12 protein-coding genes and 3 pseudogenes are annotated in these 18512 nt (G+C 59.3%); 5 read left to right on the forward strand and 10 right to left on the reverse strand.

What is annotated here, in order from left to right; genetic code table 11:
• Positions 1-831 precede the first annotated feature (831 nt).
• The 3 genes and pseudogenes from HCN50_RS34650 to HCN50_RS00790 all read left to right on the forward strand — a co-directional run.
• A pseudogene (locus tag HCN50_RS34650) lies at positions 832-1038 on the forward strand (IS5/IS1182 family transposase); the annotation flags it as partial.
• Positions 1039-1802: 764 nt separating this feature from the next.
• Positions 1803-3461 carry an MFS transporter gene (locus tag HCN50_RS00780; protein ID WP_171707729.1) on the forward strand — a complete coding sequence of 553 codons (1659 nt, stop codon included), beginning with the start codon at positions 1803-1805 and terminating at the stop codon, positions 3459-3461.
• 271 nt (positions 3462-3732) lie between these two features.
• Positions 3733-4145 (forward strand): annotated as a pseudogene (locus HCN50_RS00790) (beta/alpha barrel domain-containing protein); the annotation flags it as partial.
• 298 nt (positions 4146-4443) lie between these two features.
• On the opposite strand, the gene HCN50_RS00795 reads toward HCN50_RS00790, so the two are convergent.
• The gene (locus tag HCN50_RS00795; RefSeq protein ID WP_171707730.1) at positions 4444-4797 is read right to left on the reverse strand and encodes a hypothetical protein; all 354 of its coding nucleotides are present in this window, start codon (positions 4795-4797) and stop codon (positions 4444-4446) included.
• Positions 4798-4810: 13 nt separating this feature from the next.
• A pseudogene (locus HCN50_RS33320) lies at positions 4811-5012 on the reverse strand (hypothetical protein).
• Between the two features lie 2235 nt (positions 5013-7247).
• Here HCN50_RS33320 and HCN50_RS34655 point away from each other — a divergent pair.
• Positions 7248-7451 (forward strand): DUF6894 family protein, encoded by a 204-nt coding sequence (locus tag HCN50_RS34655; protein ID WP_376700239.1) that lies wholly within the window; start codon positions 7248-7250, stop codon positions 7449-7451.
• 196 nt (positions 7452-7647) lie between these two features.
• On the opposite strand, the gene fdxB is transcribed toward HCN50_RS34655, so the two are convergent.
• The 8 genes from fdxB to nifD form a co-directional block, all read right to left on the reverse strand.
• Positions 7648-7947, reverse strand: coding sequence for a ferredoxin III, nif-specific (gene fdxB / locus HCN50_RS00800; RefSeq protein WP_171580742.1), 300 nt, complete (start codon positions 7945-7947; stop codon positions 7648-7650).
• A gap of 13 nt (positions 7948-7960) precedes the next feature.
• Entirely contained in the window at positions 7961-8161 is a 201-nt protein-coding gene (locus tag HCN50_RS00805) for a CCE_0567 family metalloprotein (protein WP_171707731.1), read from the reverse strand.
• 9 nt (positions 8162-8170) lie between these two features.
• The gene (locus HCN50_RS00810; RefSeq protein ID WP_171707732.1) at positions 8171-8641 is read right to left on the reverse strand and encodes a NifX-associated nitrogen fixation protein; all 471 of its coding nucleotides are present in this window, start codon (positions 8639-8641) and stop codon (positions 8171-8173) included.
• Between the two features lie 7 nt (positions 8642-8648).
• Positions 8649-9044 (reverse strand): nitrogen fixation protein NifX, encoded by a 396-nt coding sequence (gene nifX, locus HCN50_RS00815; RefSeq protein ID WP_065730399.1) that lies wholly within the window; start codon positions 9042-9044, stop codon positions 8649-8651.
• Positions 9041-10447: a nitrogenase iron-molybdenum cofactor biosynthesis protein NifN gene (gene nifN / locus HCN50_RS00820; protein WP_171707733.1), complete on the reverse strand. Its 1407-nt coding sequence runs from the start codon at positions 10445-10447 to the stop codon at positions 9041-9043. The genes nifX and nifN overlap by 4 nt, the downstream gene beginning before the upstream one ends.
• Positions 10448-10456: 9 nt before the next feature.
• Complete coding sequence (gene nifE / locus HCN50_RS00825) at positions 10457-12121, reverse strand: nitrogenase iron-molybdenum cofactor biosynthesis protein NifE (RefSeq protein ID WP_171707734.1); 1665 nt, start codon at positions 12119-12121, stop codon at positions 10457-10459.
• 98 nt (positions 12122-12219) lie between these two features.
• The gene (gene nifK / locus HCN50_RS00830) at positions 12220-13779 is read right to left on the reverse strand and encodes a nitrogenase molybdenum-iron protein subunit beta (protein ID WP_171707735.1); all 1560 of its coding nucleotides are present in this window, start codon (positions 13777-13779) and stop codon (positions 12220-12222) included.
• Positions 13780-13850: 71 nt separating this feature from the next.
• Positions 13851-15353 (reverse strand): nitrogenase molybdenum-iron protein alpha chain, encoded by a 1503-nt coding sequence (nifD, locus tag HCN50_RS00835; RefSeq protein WP_171707736.1) that lies wholly within the window; start codon positions 15351-15353, stop codon positions 13851-13853.
• A 730-nt stretch (positions 15354-16083) separates the two neighbouring features.
• Between nifD and HCN50_RS00840 the strand changes: the two genes are divergently transcribed.
• Positions 16084-18384 (forward strand): NADP-dependent malic enzyme, encoded by a 2301-nt coding sequence (locus HCN50_RS00840; RefSeq protein WP_171707737.1) that lies wholly within the window; start codon positions 16084-16086, stop codon positions 18382-18384.
• Positions 18385-18512 lie beyond the last annotated feature (128 nt).

The following is an 18512-nucleotide window of genomic DNA, read 5'->3' on the forward strand; positions in this document are numbered from 1 at the left end:
TCATCCATCCTGGCAAACCGTCGAGCCGGACTGACGACGAAGAAGTTGCGGAAATGGCATTGCCGGCGGGCTCAACATCGTGAGACGGGGTGGGAGAAAGAAGATCGAGCGAGTAAAGGCAAACCGTGTCGGCGAGTCCCCGAAACCTCTCACCTTAGTCATTTCCGTTTAGATACCAGCGGCCTCAGCCTTGTGTTCTCGGCCTTCATCCAGATTAAAGTTCTTTTTCAGCGTCAAAGTCATCTTCTTTTGGATTCAGGACTCGTAGAGCATTTTTGCGCACGGCGAGCGCTTCCGCAGCGCGAGTAGCGCGCTGCCTTTAGATGAATGCAAACGCGAGCAGGCTCGAGCAGAGCAGCGCGAGGCTGGCCGCCGTCAGGGCCAGGAGACTACCGGAGACAAAGTCGTGATTGCGCATAAAAACTCTCGATTCCATTACAAGGAGAGCAGCAGTCGCTGCTTTGCGCCGTTGACCGGTTAATTGATAAATCATTATTCGAATCCGGTGCCTTATTCCCGCTGCTTCAGGGACAGATTGCATTTTCCCAGCGAAATTACGCAAGTATTCGCGGTTTTGCGGCGAACCTCAGGAAAATCGCGCTTGAGGAACATTGAGGGGCTTTCTTTGGAGGTGTGCTTCTGACTGAACGCCGGAGCGTTAGCGCGCCGATCCCCGAGCAGCTGGATCGAATTCGGCTTCGAAGAACGGAGTTTAGGCTTCTGGAGCTTGCGCTTTGACATACCAACCTAAGCCGCTTGAATCCTGCCCAGGAAGCTGTTCACGCTTCAGCCGAGCACTTTCCTCAGACAGCTGCTCTGCAGACATCTCGCAAAGGCGCGCTCGCCATCATCCCCACCAACACGTCGCGCGCGCTCCAATACCCGCGAGACAAAGCATCTCGATGTCCAGCGCCATCTCGTGGAATGTGCCTCTCAAACTCAAGCAGTTCCGGCCGCGTCGCAACGCGCTTCGAAAAGACCGCCCGAAATTGCCGAGCCGTCGTCACTTTCGCTGCCATCGTCCTATGGATGCGATAAGTGTCCACACGACCCACGGGCCCACTCGATGGAATTCTACGAAGCGAGCGTCAAGTCATTCGGCTTCGCTTCAGGACGACAATCGTATTGGAGAAGTGCTACGCCCGCTTTGCGGCCGTGGCAGAAGTCTTGCTCGATATTCGGTCCGATGAATTCCTCAAGTACTCAAGTGCAGACTTTGCCCTTTGCAATGATGCTTCGTCCGAAAACCAAAGTATAGGCTGATGCCGCCATCCAAGGCGCGAAGTGCGTTTACGCATTTTTTCATCGCTCACTCGCATACAACGCGCAAAACCCGCGCTGGGTCACTCTATTCTATGCTGCGGCCGACAGAGCTGAGGAGAATTCCTTTAGATCGGTGTTCGAAGGCAAATTAAGAATCGCGAATATCGTATCGCCATTCACTCGCGTGACCCATCCACCCTGACGAGATCAAAATATCGGAACTCGGCCGTTCAAGAGGTTCATCTGAGATTTGGCTGCGAAACAGCGATCTCGCCTCACGTCGCCGTGATCTAATGCCATGTCCATCCGCTACGCGATCAGCATCAATCTCGAAGTCAAGACCGCCACCGAGCGGGACATGCCGTGCTTGACCGCGAACCCTGCCCAGACCGGAACGATGATCGCGTTCACCGAGCAATGCCGCTGCTGGGTCGACCAATTCGACAAGGCAGACCGAGGTTGCGTGGTAGCGTCGAGGTTGCCCGGACCATCACTGATCTGGCCCAGGCCCACATTATCGGAGGCGAGGCAGGAGCCAAATGACCGAGTTGCCCCAGTCGCAGACCTTCAGCGCCGATGGCATCATTGCGCCGTTCCACCATGTCACGTTCCGCCGCATATGGCTGGCGAGTCTTTTCTCTAATCTTGGCGCCTTGATTCGGGGCGTTGGCGCGGCTTGGGCGATGACGCAGATGACATCGTCGGCCGACAAGGTCGCACTGGTCCAGACCGCCTTGATGCTGCCGGTCATGCTGATCTCGATGCCGGCCGGTGCCATTGCCGACATGCATGACCGGCGCATCGTGATGCTATTTTCGCTTGGTATCGCGCTCGCGGGCGCGGCCGCGCTGACGGCCCTCGCCTGGCTCGGCCTAGTCACGCCGAACCTGTTATTGGCGCTGTGCTTCGTGGTCGGCAGCGGTGTGGCGCTGATGGATCCGGCCTGGCAATCCTCGGTCAGCGAACAGGTACCGTCGGAAACGCTTCCCGCGGCGGTCGCGCTGAACAGCATCAGCTACAATATCGCACGCAGTGTAGGTCCGGCAATCGGTGGCATTGTCGTTGTGACCGCTGGCGCAGTAGCTGCTTTCGCACTAAACGCGCTGCTTTATCTGCCACTAATGCTGGCGCTGTTCCTGTGGAAACCTTTCTCCGAACCGTCGCGTCTGCCGCCTGAAAGGTTTAACCGTGCCATCGTTACGGGCGTGCGCTACATCGCCAATTCGCCATCGATCAAGATCGTTCTGACCCGCTCCATGGTAACAGGCGCGATCGGCGGCGCGATCATCGCACTGATGCCGCTAGTGGCGCGCGATCTCCTCCATGGCGATGCCCAGACCTATGGCATCATGCTGAGCGCCTTTGGCCTGGGCGCGGTGATCGGCGCTCTCAATCTCACTGAGGTGCGGAAGCGCATGAGTGGCGAGGCGGCGATCCGCGCCTGTGCGCTGTCCATGGGCTGTGCGATTGCCGCGGTGGCGCTGAGCCGAGAGCCGGTACTGACGACGGCCGCGCTTTTTCTCGCGGGCGCCGTGTGGATGATGGCGTGGGCGCTGTTCAATATTGGCGTGCAGCTATCGGCGCCACGCTGGGTGGCGGGACGCTCGCTCGCGGCCTATCAGGCGGCGAGTTCCGGCGGGATTGCTATTGGCAGTTGGGGTTGGGGCTATCTCACCGATGCCGCTGGGGTCCAAACTGCGCTCCTGGTCTCGGCCGCCCTGATGTTGGTCTCGCCGCTCCTAGGCCTTTGGTGGCGCATGCCGCGCGTCGGCGCGTGGGGCGAAGAGGCCGAGGTGCTTGAGGATCCTGAGGTGCGGCTGGCGCTGACCGGACGCAGCGGCCCGTTGGTTGTCGAGATCGAATATCGCGTAACGCAGGGGAATGCGCGGTCCTTTCACAACGTGATGCAGGACGTACAGCTGTTCCGGCAGCGCAATGGCGCTTATGGCTGGTCGATAGCGCGCGACATCGCCGATCCCGAACTATGGACCGAGCGCTATCACTGCCCGACATGGCTCGATTATTTGCGCCAGCGCAACCGCTCGACTCCGTCGGAGCGCGCGATTGAACAGCAGGCAATTGCTTTCCACATTGGCCCTGAGCCCGTGCGGGTCCGACGCATGTTGGAACGCCCGTTCGGATCGGTGCGCTGGAAGGAAAACGTGTCCGCGGCCTTTGGGAAGATTGCGTCTAGCTGAATCAAACTCTCGAGGATAATCGATCGGTTTTCATAAACCTTTGTGCATCTGCACAGGATGCTTTTGCATCAGCTTCTCTGCTTTGACTGAGGAATACAAAGCAGGCAGGCCACAATGATGCAGCTCCTCCAGACTACTACGGCGAGTTCGTCGCTGATCTTGCTCAGATGCATCGGTTGCGCTATGGCGCCCGGCGAGCCTTTCGAAAGCTTTTGTCCGCTGCCATGAACCGCGCCAACACGACTTGCGGACCGAATGCCCGGGATGCGCGCAAAAATATGCGATGCGCGCCGGGCGGCGGCGGCAATCACCTTTTTGGCCTCGACGATCCTGTCCTGATCAAGGACAACCACATTGCGCTTGCCGGTAGTATCCAGGCTGCAATCGAGCGCGCAAAAGGCTCGTGTCGGCCATCTCGTCAAAATCGAAGTCGAGGTCGACAGCCTGGCCCAGCTTGCGGACGCACTGGCGCTCGGCGTCGATGCGGTGCTGCTCGACAACATGACGGTTGAGGCTATCGAGCAGGCCGTAACCATGGTGCGCGGCAAGGCGATCATCGAAGCCTCCGGTCGCATCGCCGCCGCCATCCCGCCCGCCATCGCCGTAACCGGCGTCGACCTGATCTCGGCCGGCTGGATCACGCATTCGTCGGCCGCGCTCGACATCGGCCTGGATTACGTTTGATACAGAGTATTCGCCAACCTGTGTGAAATCGATCGGAATTCCTCAATCGTCTGGGGATTCAAACCGCCTGCCGAAGGTGGAGATCGGCACGGATGGCGGCTATTTCAAACGGCCGGGCTCGACAGGGCAGCGCGTTGAGCCGCTGTCGCACTATGCGTTGATCTTTTTGGAGGCGACTCTGCAAAACGCCCCTCAAGACGACGTCCGCTCAAAACGCAAACGGCGGGTGAAGAGCGCGGGGCTAAGGCCTGGTGGGACGTTTTCGCTTGCCGGCCACGTGCTGTTGCTGCTGGGACTCTTATGGCCGCCGGCCAGCTTCGACAGCAAACAACTGAGGTATCATTCGCTGCGATTGATCGGGAGCCGCCACCTCCCTCTCTCCCGGTAGTCCGGCCTCGATCGGGCGCGCTTCCATGAATTTGAGCAGGGCACGTCCCTCTTCGGTGATGCGCCAGCCACCGCTTATGCGCTCAATGAGTTTCTGCGAAAAGATGTCGAGGTGCGGCACACGGGCGGCCAATCCCTTGGTGCGCTCGGCCCAGTCCCGACCGCTCGTAGCTAAAATGGCCATGTCGCGCTTGAGCTCCGCCACCGCTGCGAACCCGTCCGGATAGCTCACAAGGATCTTCAGGACTGTGACCTGGAAATTCACTTGAGTGACACAATCATGTTGTCCGCGCCGACCGCCATATGGTCGGCGCTTCGTCGATCTGTTTGAGGCGGTCGGGGCCTCGTCTCACCTCTGGGGGCGGCTTTCAGAAGCTTAGAGGCGACATGCGCGCGGGTGCCGGTCTCGTCCCGGCAAACTTTCTCACAGACCTCGTCGAGGACCGCGCGTAGAAGCTCGGTGATAGCGGCATCGAACATTTTGAGATCTCCCCCATCCCTCTAGTGAGGAAGATAATACGGATCGCGCGCTCCTGAATTCAAGTGAGTTAGTCACGCGGAATCTAAAACTGCTTTTCAAGCGTCCGCCGCACAGCGGTTTCCAGCTCCTCTTTCCGCTTCCTCCAGCCTATGATTTCGCGCTGCCTCTGAGCTCTCTCGAATAATTCCAGCGCGGCCCCGCGTAGAGAGGCGGACCACTCTTGCTACACAATTCAAAGGCTCAAGATCCGCCGAGATGACGCTGGGGCCGCATCATGCCCTCTGGGTGAGCATGTGAGGCGCTAGCCGCTTGATGCACAGCGCCAAATGCGCTGGTTGCGGCTTTGAGCAAGCTCAATTTGCTATCCCAGACGGAGTTACACCAGTTTGGCGACGGCTTCAGCCGCATCGTTTCCATGCAGGACCGGCCGGCCCGCTGCGCTGGACCAATGCTCGGATTGCATTAGTTCGCTGCCTGTACTGCAGCCAGATTCTTTCCTGCTTATCGCGCTTGCTGCGCCGAAACAACGTCTCAGCATAGGTGCCCCTGAGGGAGTTGTTACAAATACCTAGCCACGTACTGTTCCTATGCCGTTTCTCCGAACTGGTACTGGAGATGGATTTGACCGCATGATTGTCTTTGCCGCGCCCAAAAGAGTCGGCTCGCGAAAAAGGGTTGTGCTCGACCCTGCATAATAAGGATCCTTCGATGTTGATTACTGCAACGAGTCCCGCGTCGACGGTTAAACTCCGCGTTAGCCCGAGCTTTTCGACGGATTTCACCGCATCGATTGTCCGGTTGTGCTGGCAGCGACCCAGCGATGGGCAAGTCCCGACTTCTGCAGCGCCGAGTGATCTGAGTGCCCACGGGTGACGCGCTGTGGATTGGATTCGCGCTGACAGCGTTGTCCCTGTTAAAAATCCGCGCTATGGAGAGGAAAGCAATGGAACGCTGACAATCCATGCCTCCTGATCTGCCCAGTCTAGCAAGAGCGGTCGGTAGTAGCTCGCAAGACTTTCAGGAGGTGGTCCGGCGATTGGTGTGGCAGATCAGATCCATCAACTTTTGTCTGGAGGACTCCGGGCCAGTGCACTTGGCATCACTGGGCCACAGTGACTGATCTTGATGGCTTTAATGGAGTTGGACGAAGGAAAAGGTATTCCTGTGAATGTGGTGTCGAAATTCATCCACGTCGACTCTTCATTCGTCACTAGCAATCAAAGCTGCTGGAGAAGAAGGGCTTCTTGCGGCGCAAGCCAGCGATGCCGGGGTCGTCCAGATGTCGCTGACGGACAAGACTTACAAGCATTTTACGAGCGTCGCCGCACAATAGGAAGCACTCGACGAATTTGTTTTTGGTGATCTCGCTATTCATGAGGTGACCGAGTTTGCTAACAGGCTTACTGCGCTCAAGCATCGTCTAGAGAAAGCTCGCTTGAAGGCCGTTCTGGAGCTCTGAAGACAAAAACCGCCACAATCCAATGACGCGCTGCCCTGATCATGTCTGATCGATTTTCGGCTTTCGACGTCATAGCGGCCGCTCGCGAGGTTAAGCTTCACCGCGCGCGCAGGCTCATAATTCACAAGCGTTCCGATGTTCGGTCCTCGGTGCGCCGTACGACGTTGCGCATAACGATCTCCGAAAGCCGCACAACCAACTGCTTGAGATGCGCAATCTCCTGCTTGCAGCACTCCAGCTCGCGCTGTTCGTCTGTCGTCACTGATGATTCAGGGCGATCCCTACCGTCCGTCATATCTATTGAGAATTCCTCTCCGATCGAGTCGTCGTGAGCATCGTCCGACTCTGGTTCTGCGAAGGAGTCACCCCTTCGCGAGAACGAAGCTTCGCCTTTATTGGACCTCTTGAGAGCCTTCCTGATTGTTAAGCTTGTACGTACTGTACGGAACGCGCCGTTTAAGTCGTTGCTGTAGTCGGCACGCGTCACTTTCGTCCGAATCGTACCAACTATCTGATTTGTTTTTCTCCAGCGGCATTGTGCCTTTTCTTCATTTGCGGTAGGCGAAAACAACCATGGATAAACCCATGAGCTACAATTCCGCCGAGATTGCGCCGCCTAAGTGATTGGCGCCCACTCTGCTCATCGTCTGACGCCCCGTAGTAGCCTCGAGCTAGGTAGCCGGAAGCGGACACTTCGTTATGGGTGACATGCGATCACCGCATCTCGTTTATGAAAATCTGTTTTCTTTCTCACATGCAACAAGGCCGGCGAGCAATGTTTCGTTTTTATTTCAATCTCGCAGGAAAGCGGAATGTCGACGACCCCTGCGGGTTGGCATTCGAAAACGAGGTGCAAGCCTTCCGTGCGGCCGAGCGCTTGGCAGAGGAGCTAGCGAGAACTCACCCTCTTCTACGGGGTACCACCAGTGTAGTCGTAACATGCAAGGACCGAGATGAAGTGTATTACATAAGCGTGTGATCGGCATTCCATCCAAAGCGAATTGCGGGCGACGAGGGCATGATTCTACCCTGGGGTCGGCTCGGCACCCGCAAGCTGGCGGGAATGGATCGGCGCCAAGGGCTCTATCCCCGAGCGCAGCATATGGAGAGTCCCTTCAGCGAGGCTTTGCCGTCCAACTCCCGCTTGCCTGCGGGAAAGGCGGACAGAGGCGCTGTCAAGCGGCTTCCGTTCCGGCGGGCTGGTGGGTCTGGCAGTTGGTCGGACAAACCCGGGCGCAGGCGCCGCAGCCGATACAAGCGCCCTGGTCATTCATCACCATAATCTTCTTTTCGATCTCATCGTCTTCGTCATCGTCGAGATCGACAAGATCGCCCTCCTCATTGATCCCCTTCAACGTCATGACGTCGCGACCGCAGACCTTGAAACAGCGGCCACAACCGATGCACTTCTTGGGATCAATTGAGATCAGGTAGTTCGGCGTCCAGTCGCGGCCGTCGCGCGTTGCAAATGACATGATCGGATATCCTTTAGGCCTTTTCGAGCGCCTTGAGATCCTCGCGCTTGCGCTCCAGTTCGGCAAAGGCATCGTGCGCCTTCTGCGCCACCGCCAAGATCGAGGTCCAGTTGACGGGAAGTTCCTCGGACAAATCGTGCAGATCCATCTTGGCCTTGGTCGCCTTCACCGACAGCTTTCTTATTTCTGCTTTCAGGATTTCAGGTTCGCTCATGAGCTGCCCTCAATAGTTTGCCACGTCGGGAAATTTCCGGATCATCTTGATGCCGCCTTCGACGTATTTGCCACCCTCGGCGGCGAGCTTTGCGAGATTGTCAAAGCCAAAGCGATGCACATCGCGCAGCTGCTTGTTCACCACGATCAGTCGGCCGCCGATCAGCACGATGCGGCCAAAGCCTTCATGATGCATCTTCAGCATCGGCTGGATCATCACACCCGTCGCCTTCTCGATCGAGAGCGCGACTGCATTGAAGAACAGCTCCAGCCGCCAGAGCGTATCCGGATCGGGATCGCCGACGATCGGCAGCGCCCGCCGTTTCTCCTTGTCCAGAATATACGGTTCGAGCAGATCGAGATCGCTCTTGCCGTCCCACGCGCCATGGACGTCCTGGGCGCGCCAGATCTTGATCAGTTCCCTCACGAATGGCGCATCGAGCGCGCGATCAGTTTGCACGATATCCGCCGCTTCAGTCATGTCGTCCTCATTCTTCGAAATCGAGCGTGCGCTCCTGGTCCTTTGCCAGCGCCTTGCGCAGCCAGGGTGGCGGCGTACCCTTCAGCACGTGCCGAAGCTTCTCGACCAGCACCAGGATGTTCTCGGGCTTGTTCACCTTGATCGGATGTATATTGTTCGCCACTACGCGCGCCGCACCGGAGCCGCCGATGGCCGCGACATAGAGGATGGCGCAATCCTTAATTGCCTCGATCTTGGGCGCGAGCTTGTCCTCGTTGCCGTCTTCCTTGAGGTCGCCGTCGAACTGAATTGCCTTCAGAAATACGTGCCCGATTGGCCCAACATCATAGATCGCGATGTACTTGGCCCAGCCAAAATGCGCATCGACGCGCCTCAAGTCTTGGGTAGCGAATGCGACTTTCATGCAATCGATTCCTCTGTTGAGGCGATGAAGCTGCGGCGGCTGGGCTTTAAGGGCTGTCTCGAGGTCCGCCAGCTATCGGGCGTAGGCTGATGATTTTCCTCGCGGTCGGCGATCACGAGATTGGCGATATCGAAGATCACATCGCGCGTGCCACGATAGCCGACGGATAGCTGGTGTCCCGCGCCGATTCGATCGAACATCGGAAATCCCGCGCGATAAAACGGAATCTTCAGCCGCGCCGCCGCTTGGCGGCCATGCGAATGCGTAATCAGCAGGTCGCAATTCCTCGTCCTAGCAAGCTCTTCCAGATCCTCGAGATCGCCGATCAGCACCTCGTTGGTTCCGATCCGCTCCAGCACCGGCGACTGCGTGGTCGTTACGGCTGCCGTCACCTGCGCGCCCATCTCGTGAAGCATGCTAGACAGGTCGAACAGGAGGTCAGGCTCGGCACCAATCGCGAGCTTGCGGCCGCCGACATGGAAATGGGCGTCCAGCATCGCGTCGGCGAGCTGGCCGCGCTGGCGCCGATATTTTGCTGGCACAGGGCGGCCACTGATGTCGCTCAGGAAAGCGATGAATTCATCGTTGGGGATGAGGCCGCACAGCCGCTCGAACAGGCGGAACGGCACCCCGGTCTTGGCCTGCATGGCTTCTGCCGCCCGCCGCATCTGCTCACCGATGGCAATGGTGCAGCTGGACCGGCCCATGCCCGCTACTTCGTCAACCCCGATGCCACCAATAGTCGTTGGCGTAAACTCGTCCGGGATATGCCCGTCCAGAGATCCTGCGAGATCAGGCAGGAAGGATGGCTTCAGGCCGAAATCCTCCAGGATCGTCCTGAGTTCGTCGAGGTCACCCGGCGTCAGGTGACATCCGGGGAGGACATTCACCCGCGCGGGATCACGCTCCGCCCCGCCCGCCGGCGACTCCACCAGTACCTCGACCATGCATGCCACCGTCTTCCCCCACCCGTCCTGAAAGGTGTCCTTGAAATCGGGCGTCGAGACAAAGACTAAAGGAAATTTGGCGAGCTGCGGATGCTGCTCGCGGATCAGCTTGATGTAGCCGTCGACGTCATCGCCATTAGTTTCGGTCACTCCGGTCGAGCAGATCCCGATGATCTCCGGCTTGGCACGATTGTATATGTTGAGGATAGCCTGCTCGACATTTTCATAACCGCCGAGCACGGTCGCCACCTCGCTCATCGCAGTCGTCTGCAGCGGCACCGCCTCCTTGAAATGCCGCACGAACAGCGTGAGCCCGAAGGATGTGCACCCTTGCGAGCCGTGCAGAAGCGGCATCGCTCCACGCAGGCCCATGAAGGCGAACGCGCCGCCAATCGGCTGACTCATCTTCAGCGGGTTGACCGCGCAGGCCTTCTTCGGCGTGGTGACGATCGCCATGACGCCGTCCTATTCCGCGGCCTGCAGCATGGCAGGCGGCGAGGACACCGGCATTTTCGCCAGGATGTCCTCGATACGCCTCTTGCAGCAGCCACCCAACGCGTTGGTGTGCTGTCTGACTGCCTCGACGCTGGTCAGGCCATGGGAGCGGATTGCATCCTCGAGGGTGCCGAGATCGACTTCCTTGCAGAAGCAGACCTTTTTCGCGCGCCGGGTCGTCTCCGGATCGGCGGCGACCTCGGCGGCCTGCGCGTCCATCTGCGCCATCACCTTGGTCTGCCTATTCTTGGCCACCTGCTCCCACGGCACTGGTCGACGCAGCTGCTCCCACATCGGGTTGAACAGCGCCTTGTCGATCTCCTCGACCAGCTTCACCATACCGAGGTAGCCCATATAGGCGTGGCAGCGCTCCTGGTTGATGTCGAGCCAGGGCATCGCCGCTTTCAGCGCAACGAACTGCGATTTGCCGCCCGAGAGCATGATATCTGCTTTCGCGTCCTTCAGCATCTTGTATATCTCGCGCGGCGTCATGTCCTCGATCATGTGGGCATCCTGTCCCATCAGCTCTTTGATGCGCTCCTTGTCCTGCTTGGTGGATTTCTTGACGCTGGTGCCGACCAGGTCGAGCCCTGCCTCCTGCAGCGCCGCCACCACGGACCAGGACTTGACGCCGCCAGTGATCAGAAGTGCCCTCTTGCCGGCAAAGCGGGGCTTGTAGGGTTCGATCGCGGCCCAGGCGCCCGCCTCCTCGCGCGCGATCACCGCCTCGGTGCGCTCGATCAGTTCGGAAGGCGCCCCACGTTCGACCAACAGCCGGGCAATCTGGCGCAGCGAATCGCTGGAATCCTGGATGCCATAGAACGACCCTTCGAAAAACGGGATGCCGTAACGCTCCTCCATCTTGCGCGCGACACTGATCATCGCCTTCGAACATACCATCATGGCAGCGCGCGCCCGGTGCGAAGAGGCGACTTCGCGATATTTGCCGTCCCCCGAGATGCAGGAGAGGATGCGGATGCCGAGCTCGTCAAGCAGCGGCTTGACCTGCCAAAGCTCGCCGGAGAGGTTGTATTCGCCAATCAGGTTGATGTCATAGGGCGTGGTGTAGTCCGGCTCTTGTGTGCCGATGACATGCTCGAGCAAGGCCTCGCCGGCGAGCTTGTTGCCGAGGTTCTTGGAGCCGACGAAGCCCGGTGAATTTACGGGAATGACCGGCTTGCCGAGCTTTTGCGAAGCCGCCTTGCAAACCGCATTGATGTCGTCGCCGATCATGGCGGGTACGCAGGTCTGATAGACGAAAATGGCCGGCGGGTTGTACTTGCTGACGATCTCTTTGATTGCTTTGTAGAGACGCTTCTCGCCCCCAAATACTATATCGGTTTCGTTCATGTCAGTGGTGAGTCCGGTGCGCCAGATGCTGGCGCCAGACGAAGCCGCACCGCGGTTATCCCAGGAATTACCCTCACAGGCGATCGGACCGTGCACGAGATGGGCGACGTCGGTAAACGGCTGCAGCGCAATTTTGGCGCCGTCGAAGGCGCAGCCGCCTGCGGCGCCGCCCGGCTGCACCTGCTTGGTGCAGCCCTTATTGCGCTCGGCATCTGATTTGTTGGCGTTCTTGGCGCAGCCCGGCTCGTTGAAGATCTTCTGGATCGTGGCCGATAGCGAACTCATCCGTCTCTCCTCCCAACCGAGCTTGTTCGCGAAGGTCAGTCCATCGTGCGCTTAGGCCATCGCCGACGTTTGCCGGCGATGGCGTGCGCCGTTCGTCATCAACGAATGATATCGAAGCTATAGTCGGTCTTGCCGGCAATGTTGGTGTTCTTGTCGATCTCGTCGAAGATCTTGTCGAGAATCTTCACCAACACGTTCATGCCCCCCTGATAGCCCCACACCGGAGAGCGGTGATGGTGATGCCGATCGAAGATTGGGAAACCGATCCGGATCAGCGGCGTACCAGTGTCGCGCTCCAGATATTTGCCATAAGTGTTACCAATCAGGAAATCGACCGGCTCGGTGAACAAGAGCGAGCGCATATGCCAGAGGTCTCGCCCCGGATAGGCATGGCAGTTCTGCCCAAACGGCGAGCTCCCAAATAACGCCTGCATTTTCTCCTCCCAGGCCTTGTTGCCGTTCGTGGACAGCACATGAATCGGTTCGGCGCCAAGCTCGAGCAGGAAGGCAGCCAACCCATAGCAGAGATCTGGATCGCCATAGATCGCAAATTTCTTGCCGTGGATATGCGCGCTAGAGTCGGCCATCGCGTCGACCAAGCGGCCGCGCTCTCGAGCCAGCTCCTCCGGAATGTCTTTGCCACTGATGCGCGACAGCGCCATCAGAAACTCATCCGTTGCGGACACGCCCACCGGATAATTGAAGGCCACGACCTCCTGGCCATGATCGGCGATGAACGGCAGCGTCTTTTCCGTGCACCACTGCTGCATCGAGATCGTTGCTTTAGCGTGAACCGCGTTCGCGGCGTCTTCCAAAGTCGTGCCGCCGTCATACATCCGGAACTCGCCGTCGGTCGGTGTATCGAACACATCGGAATTATCGGCAAGAATAGTGTAGTGAATGCCCATCAATTCGAAGATGCGCTTGATCTCGCGGATGTTGCCAACGGTATAGCCGTCAAAGCCGCCGATGAGGTTGATCTTATTGTTGGGCGCGCGCTCGAGTTTCGCGGCTGTCCCGGCCTTGCCGTCCCAGAAATGCTCGAGGATGCCCTTGAGCGCATTGTCGTACCCGGTGACATGGCTGCCCACGAAGGCTGGCGTGTGCGCAAACGGCACATCGAAATCAGCTGGCACCGAGCCTTTTTCCTTGGAGGTTTTGATAAAAGCATTGAGGTCGTCTCCGATCACCTCCGCCATACAAGTGGTGGAGACCGCGATCATCTTGGGCTTATACATATTATAGCTGTTGGCGAGCCCATCGATCATGTTGTTCAGCCCGCCGAATACCGCAGCGTCCTCCGTCATCGACGAGGAGACGCAGGAGCTTGGCTCCTTGAAGTGCCGCGACAAATGGCTGCGGTAGTAGGCCACGCAGCCTTGGGAGCCATGCACGAACGGCAGCGTGGCCTCGAAGCCAACTGAGGCGAACACCGCGCCCAGCGGCTGGCAAGCCTTGGCTGGGTTTACCGTGAGCGCTTCCCGCGCAAAATTCTTTTCGCGATATTCGGGCGTCTTCGCCCATTCCCTGATGCGTTCTACCTCCGCGGGATCGCGGGGATTCTCGAACATCTTCTTCTTGTTGGCCAGCATCTGCTGGTATTCCGGACCGCGGAACAGCTCGAAATGATCGAGCACGTGTTCTGCACTCTGCGCCATTGGTAGGATCCTTTTCGAAAATCGTGATCAATATTGGGTTCGGCTCTCAGCAGTGAGCCGGGCCACTTGGGTTATTCGGCAGCCAACAGCTTCGGCTTCGGGACCTCCTTCCACGGCGCCTTGGTCTTTTTCCAGATCGGTGAGTTGATGGCCATGTCCATGTCGCGCGCGAAGATCGCAAATCCGTCATAGCCATGATACGGACCCGAATAGTCCCAGGAGTGCATTTGGCGGAACGGTACGCCCATCTTTTGGAAGACATATTTTTCCTTGATGCCAGAGCCGACCAGGTCAGGCTGGATCTTCTCGACGAAGCGTTCGAACTCATAGCCCGTGACGTCGTCGTAGATGAGCGTGCCATCCTTGACGTAGTGCTGGGCAGTGCGCTGGTAATCGTCATTGTGGCCGAACTCATAGCCGGTGCCGACGACCTCCATTCCGAGGTCCTCGTAGGCGCCGATCACATGGCGCGGACGCAGTCCGCCAACGAACAGCATCACGCTCTTGCCTTCCAGGCGCGGGCGATATTTAGCGATCACCGCGTCCACCAGCGGCTGATATTTTGCAATCACCCGCTCGGCACCCTCCTTGATCTTGTCGTCAAAATAACTGGCTATCTTGCGCAGCGACTCCACGATCTTGGAGGGCCCGAAGAAGTTGTATTCGCACCAGGGAATACCGAATTTCTCCTCCATGTGGCGCGAGATGTAGTTCATCGAGCGGTAGCAATGCAGCACGTTAAGCTTCGCCTTCGGCGTTGCCTCGAGCTCGGCCAGGGAACCGTCACCGGACCACTGCGCGATCACGCGCAGGCCCATCTCCTCAAGCAGAATTCGAGATGACCAGGCGTCGCCGCCGATATTGTAGTCGCCGATGATCGCGACATCGTAGGGCGTCGGCTCGAATGTCGGCTTACTCTCGGGGGTGACCTTGTCGAACACCCAATCGCGCACCGCGTCGTTGGCAATATGGTGGCCGAGCGACTGTGACACGCCGCGGAAACCCTCGCAGCGGACCGGCACGATGGTCTTGCCGCCATATTCCTTCGATTTTGCCCTGGAGACTGCCTCGATGTCGTCGCCGATCAGACCGATTGGGCATTCCGACTGGATGGTGATGCCGTTGTTGAGCGGGAACAGCTCCTGAATTTCATCAATGATTTTGACGAGCTTCTTGTCCCCGCCGAACACGATATCCTTTTCCTGGAAGTCGGATGTGAACTGCAAGGTCACGAAACTATCGATACCTGTCGTGCCGACGTAATAGTTACGCCGCGAGCCCCACGAGTACTGTCCACAGCCGACCGGACCGTGGCTGATATGGATCATGTCCTTGATCGGTCCCCAGACCACACCTTTGGAGCCCGCGTAGGCGCAACCGCGGATCGTCATCACACCGGGGATGGATTTGAGGTTGGACTTGACTCCGCAGTCCGACTTGCCGGCCTCGTGAACATTGAGGTGCTTGGCGCGCCGTTTTGCGGTCTTCTCCGGATAGACCCTCAGCACCTCCTGAATCAGCTCTTTGTTGCGGGCTTTGATTTCTGCGATGCTCTGGGTCGTGGCGAGACTCATGCTGATATCCTTCAAAGGTTTCCTGTTGCACGGCGGCTCTCGGCCAAGAGTTTTGCAACGACCGTGCCAGCCGCGACGTGAGCGCAAAAAACAGCGCAGTTGAAAGTAGATAGGCACCTTCGCGCGGGTAACCGGACTGTTGTTGCAAACCCGACATCGAGCGTGTCTACCGTGCTCGTTTGATCCTGTTCGAAACAAAAACAAGGGCGGGCGCGCGCGATATTGCACAGCATTTGCCCCACAAGAGCGCGAGAACATTGCGACACGGGCCCGCTACCGAAAATGGGACGTGACGAGGCGACCCAGCTGCAAGGCTGCGTCAGCCAGTCTGGATCACCATCGTCATGAAGCCTGACCGCTGCTCAGCTCGTTGGCGACGGTGGTGCGCATATTGCGCCTGGCCTCCCTCGCCATCCTGATCCCAATCCTATTGGGCCGACTAGCCAGAGAGATGGTCGCGGCCGGCCCGCAGGCGTTGTTCGACTGCCTGAGCACCTCAAGCCACAGCGCTTGTGGGATTTCCGCTCCATGGGCTTCTGCATGCGCGTCGACGCCCAGACCGCCCTGGCTGATACGCCTTGATGTAATGGGGGCTGTTGATGGGGGTGCGATCCGATGTTGCATCCGGGCTGCCGGGCGTGCTTCACATCCGGCTCCATCCACCGGACAACTGACCTTGATTAGACGAGCACAGAATTAGAAACTTGGGGTTAGAAAACGCGAGAGTAGCATGTCATCTCATTCTGAAGATCTCCTTTCGGCGGCGCTGGCCTATCACCGGCTGCCGCGACCCGGTAAGCTCGAAATCCAGGCGATCAAGCCGCTCGTCAACCAGCGCGACCTTGCGCTCGCCTACTCGCCCGGCGTTGCCGCCGCCTGCACCGAGATCGCCAAAGACCCCGCTGAGGTCGCCTCTCTGACGGCACGTGCCAATTTGGTTGCCGTGGTCAGTAATGGCAGCGCCGTGCTCGGCCTCGGCAATATCGGCCCGCTGGCGTCCAAGCCCGTGATGGAAGGCAAGGCGGTGCTGTTCAAGAAGTTCGCCGGCATCGACGTGTTCGACATCGAGATCAAGGCCGACACCATCGAGCGCGTGGTCGACACGGTGGCGGCGCTGGAGCCGACTTTCGGGGGCATCAATCTCGAAGATATCCGCGGACCGGAATGCTTCGCAATCGAGGCGCAGCTGAAGGAGCGCATGAAGATCCCAGTCTTCCATGACGACCAGCACGGCACCGCCATCATCGTGGGCGCTGCGATCGCAAACGCCCTGCTTCTCAACGGCAAGAAGCTGCCCGACGTGAAGATCGTCTGCTCCGGCGCCGGCGCGGCCGCGATCGCCTGTCTCAACCTGCTGGTGTCGATGGGTGCGCAGCGTAAGAACATCTGGGTCTGTGACATCGATGGCGTCGTCCATGAAGCCCGCAATACCTCGATGGATCCCTGGAAGGCCGTCTATGCGCAGAACACTGATGCGCGGGTGCTCGCGGATGTCATTCCCGGTGCGGATATCTTCTTGGGGTTGTCAGCGCCAAACGTGCTGAGACCGGAAATGGTCAAGCAGATGGCCGACAAGCCGCTGGTGATGGCGCTCGCCAACCCGGTGCCGGAGATCATGCCGGACGAGGCCCGCAAAGGCCGTCCCGACGTGATGATCTGCACGGGACGTTCGGACTTCGCGAACCAGGTCAACAACGTCCTGTGCTTTCCCTTCATCTTCCGCGGCGCGCTCGATGTCGGCGCCACCGAAATCAACGAGGAGATGAAGCACGCGGCGGTCGATGCAATCGCGCAGCTTGCGCGCGATCCTCCGTCGGACGCGGTGGCTTCCGGTTTCGACACCGGCGAGACGCAGGGCTTTGGGCCGGGATCGCTGATCCCGAGCCCGTTCGACCCGCGCCTGATCCTGCGCATCGCGCCGGCGGTGGCGAGGGCTGCGATGGACTCCGGCGTCGCGACGCGGCCGATCAAGAATTTCGACGAATATCGCGCGCTGCTCGAGCGGTTTGCGTTCCGCTCCGGTCTCGTTATGAAGCCGATGTTCGCCAAGGCCAAGACGCAGCCGGTGCGCGTCATCTACGCCGAGGGCGAGGACGAGCGCGTGCTGCGCGCCACGCAAGTGGTCCTCGAGGAGAAGCTGGCGCGGGCGATCCTGGTGGGGCGGCCCTCGGTGGTCGAAGCCCGCATCAAACGGTTTGGCCTCTCGATCAAGCCGGGCGAGGATTTTGACCTTGTCAATCCTGAGGACGATCCGCGCTATCGCTCCTACGTGCAGTCCTATATCGACGTTGCCGGGCGCCACGGCGTCACGCCGGACGCGGCGCGCACGGTGGTGCGCACCAACAACACGGTGATCGCGGCCCTCGCTGTGGTGCGTGGGGAAGCCGACGCCATGCTGTGCGGCGTCGAGGGGCGGTACATGAGCCACCTGCGGCATGTGCGCGAGATCATTGGCTTCTTGCCGGGGACCAGCGATTATGCGGCGCTGGCGCTGATGATCACCAGGAAGGGCTCCTATTTCATCGCCGATACCCAGGTGCGGCCCAGCCCAAGCGCGGAGGAACTGGCGGAAATCGCCTCGCTGGCGGCGCTCCACGTCCAGCGCTTCAACTTCAAGCCGAAGGTCGCGTTCGTATCGCATTCCGACTTCGGCAGCTATGACACCGACTCCTCGCGCAAGATGCGCCGCGCGACCCAGCTTCTGAAAGAGAAGCACCCGGGGCTCGAGGCTGACGGCGAGATGCAGGGCGACACCGCGCTGTCGGCCGCTGCACGACGGATGGTGCTGCCGCAATCGATGTTGGACGGCGAGGCCAACATCCTGATCATGCCGACGCTAGATGCTGCCAACATCGCCTATCAGACGGTAAAGGTCCTGGCGGATGCGCTTCCCGTGGGGCCGATCCTGATCGGTCCGGCGCGGCCGGCGCATATCCTAACGCCCGGGGTGACCGCGCGCGGCGTCCTTAACATGACGGCGGTCGCCGCGGTCGAGGCCCAGGAGCGCGCCGGCCGTCCGCAACTCGGCTAATTGAAGGCGGTCGCCTTCCGGGCGCAGACGGATTCGATTTGATCGCGGAGAGCGGAACGACCATAAACGTTCCGCTCTTCCCGCGTCCGCACTGCAGTCAGCTCCACCAGCCAGCGTTCGTTACCTTT

The sequence above is a fragment of the Bradyrhizobium archetypum genome (assembly GCF_013114835.1).
GTDB lineage: Bacteria > Pseudomonadota > Alphaproteobacteria > Rhizobiales > Xanthobacteraceae > Bradyrhizobium > Bradyrhizobium archetypum.

Excerpts from the sequence above, each read along its gene's own strand:
- HCN50_RS00780 (WP_171707729.1), top strand. The coding sequence starts at position 1,803 with ATGACCGAGTTGCCCCAGTCGCAGACCTTCAGCGCCGATGGCATCATT.
- HCN50_RS34655 (WP_376700239.1), top strand. The coding sequence starts at position 7,248 with ATGTTTCGTTTTTATTTCAATCTCGCAGGAAAGCGGAATGTCGACGAC.
- fdxB (WP_171580742.1), bottom strand. The coding sequence starts at position 7,947 with ATGTCATTTGCAACGCGCGACGGCCGCGACTGGACGCCGAACTACCTG.
- HCN50_RS00805 (WP_171707731.1), bottom strand. The coding sequence starts at position 8,161 with ATGAGCGAACCTGAAATCCTGAAAGCAGAAATAAGAAAGCTGTCGGTG.
- HCN50_RS00810 (WP_171707732.1), bottom strand. The coding sequence starts at position 8,641 with ATGACTGAAGCGGCGGATATCGTGCAAACTGATCGCGCGCTCGATGCG.
- nifX (WP_065730399.1), bottom strand. The coding sequence starts at position 9,044 with ATGAAAGTCGCATTCGCTACCCAAGACTTGAGGCGCGTCGATGCGCAT.
- nifN (WP_171707733.1), bottom strand. The coding sequence starts at position 10,447 with ATGGCGATCGTCACCACGCCGAAGAAGGCCTGCGCGGTCAACCCGCTG.
- nifE (WP_171707734.1), bottom strand. The coding sequence starts at position 12,121 with ATGAGTTCGCTATCGGCCACGATCCAGAAGATCTTCAACGAGCCGGGC.
- nifK (WP_171707735.1), bottom strand. The coding sequence starts at position 13,779 with ATGGCGCAGAGTGCAGAACACGTGCTCGATCATTTCGAGCTGTTCCGC.
- nifD (WP_171707736.1), bottom strand. The coding sequence starts at position 15,353 with ATGAGTCTCGCCACGACCCAGAGCATCGCAGAAATCAAAGCCCGCAAC.
- HCN50_RS00840 (WP_171707737.1), top strand. The coding sequence starts at position 16,084 with ATGTCATCTCATTCTGAAGATCTCCTTTCGGCGGCGCTGGCCTATCAC.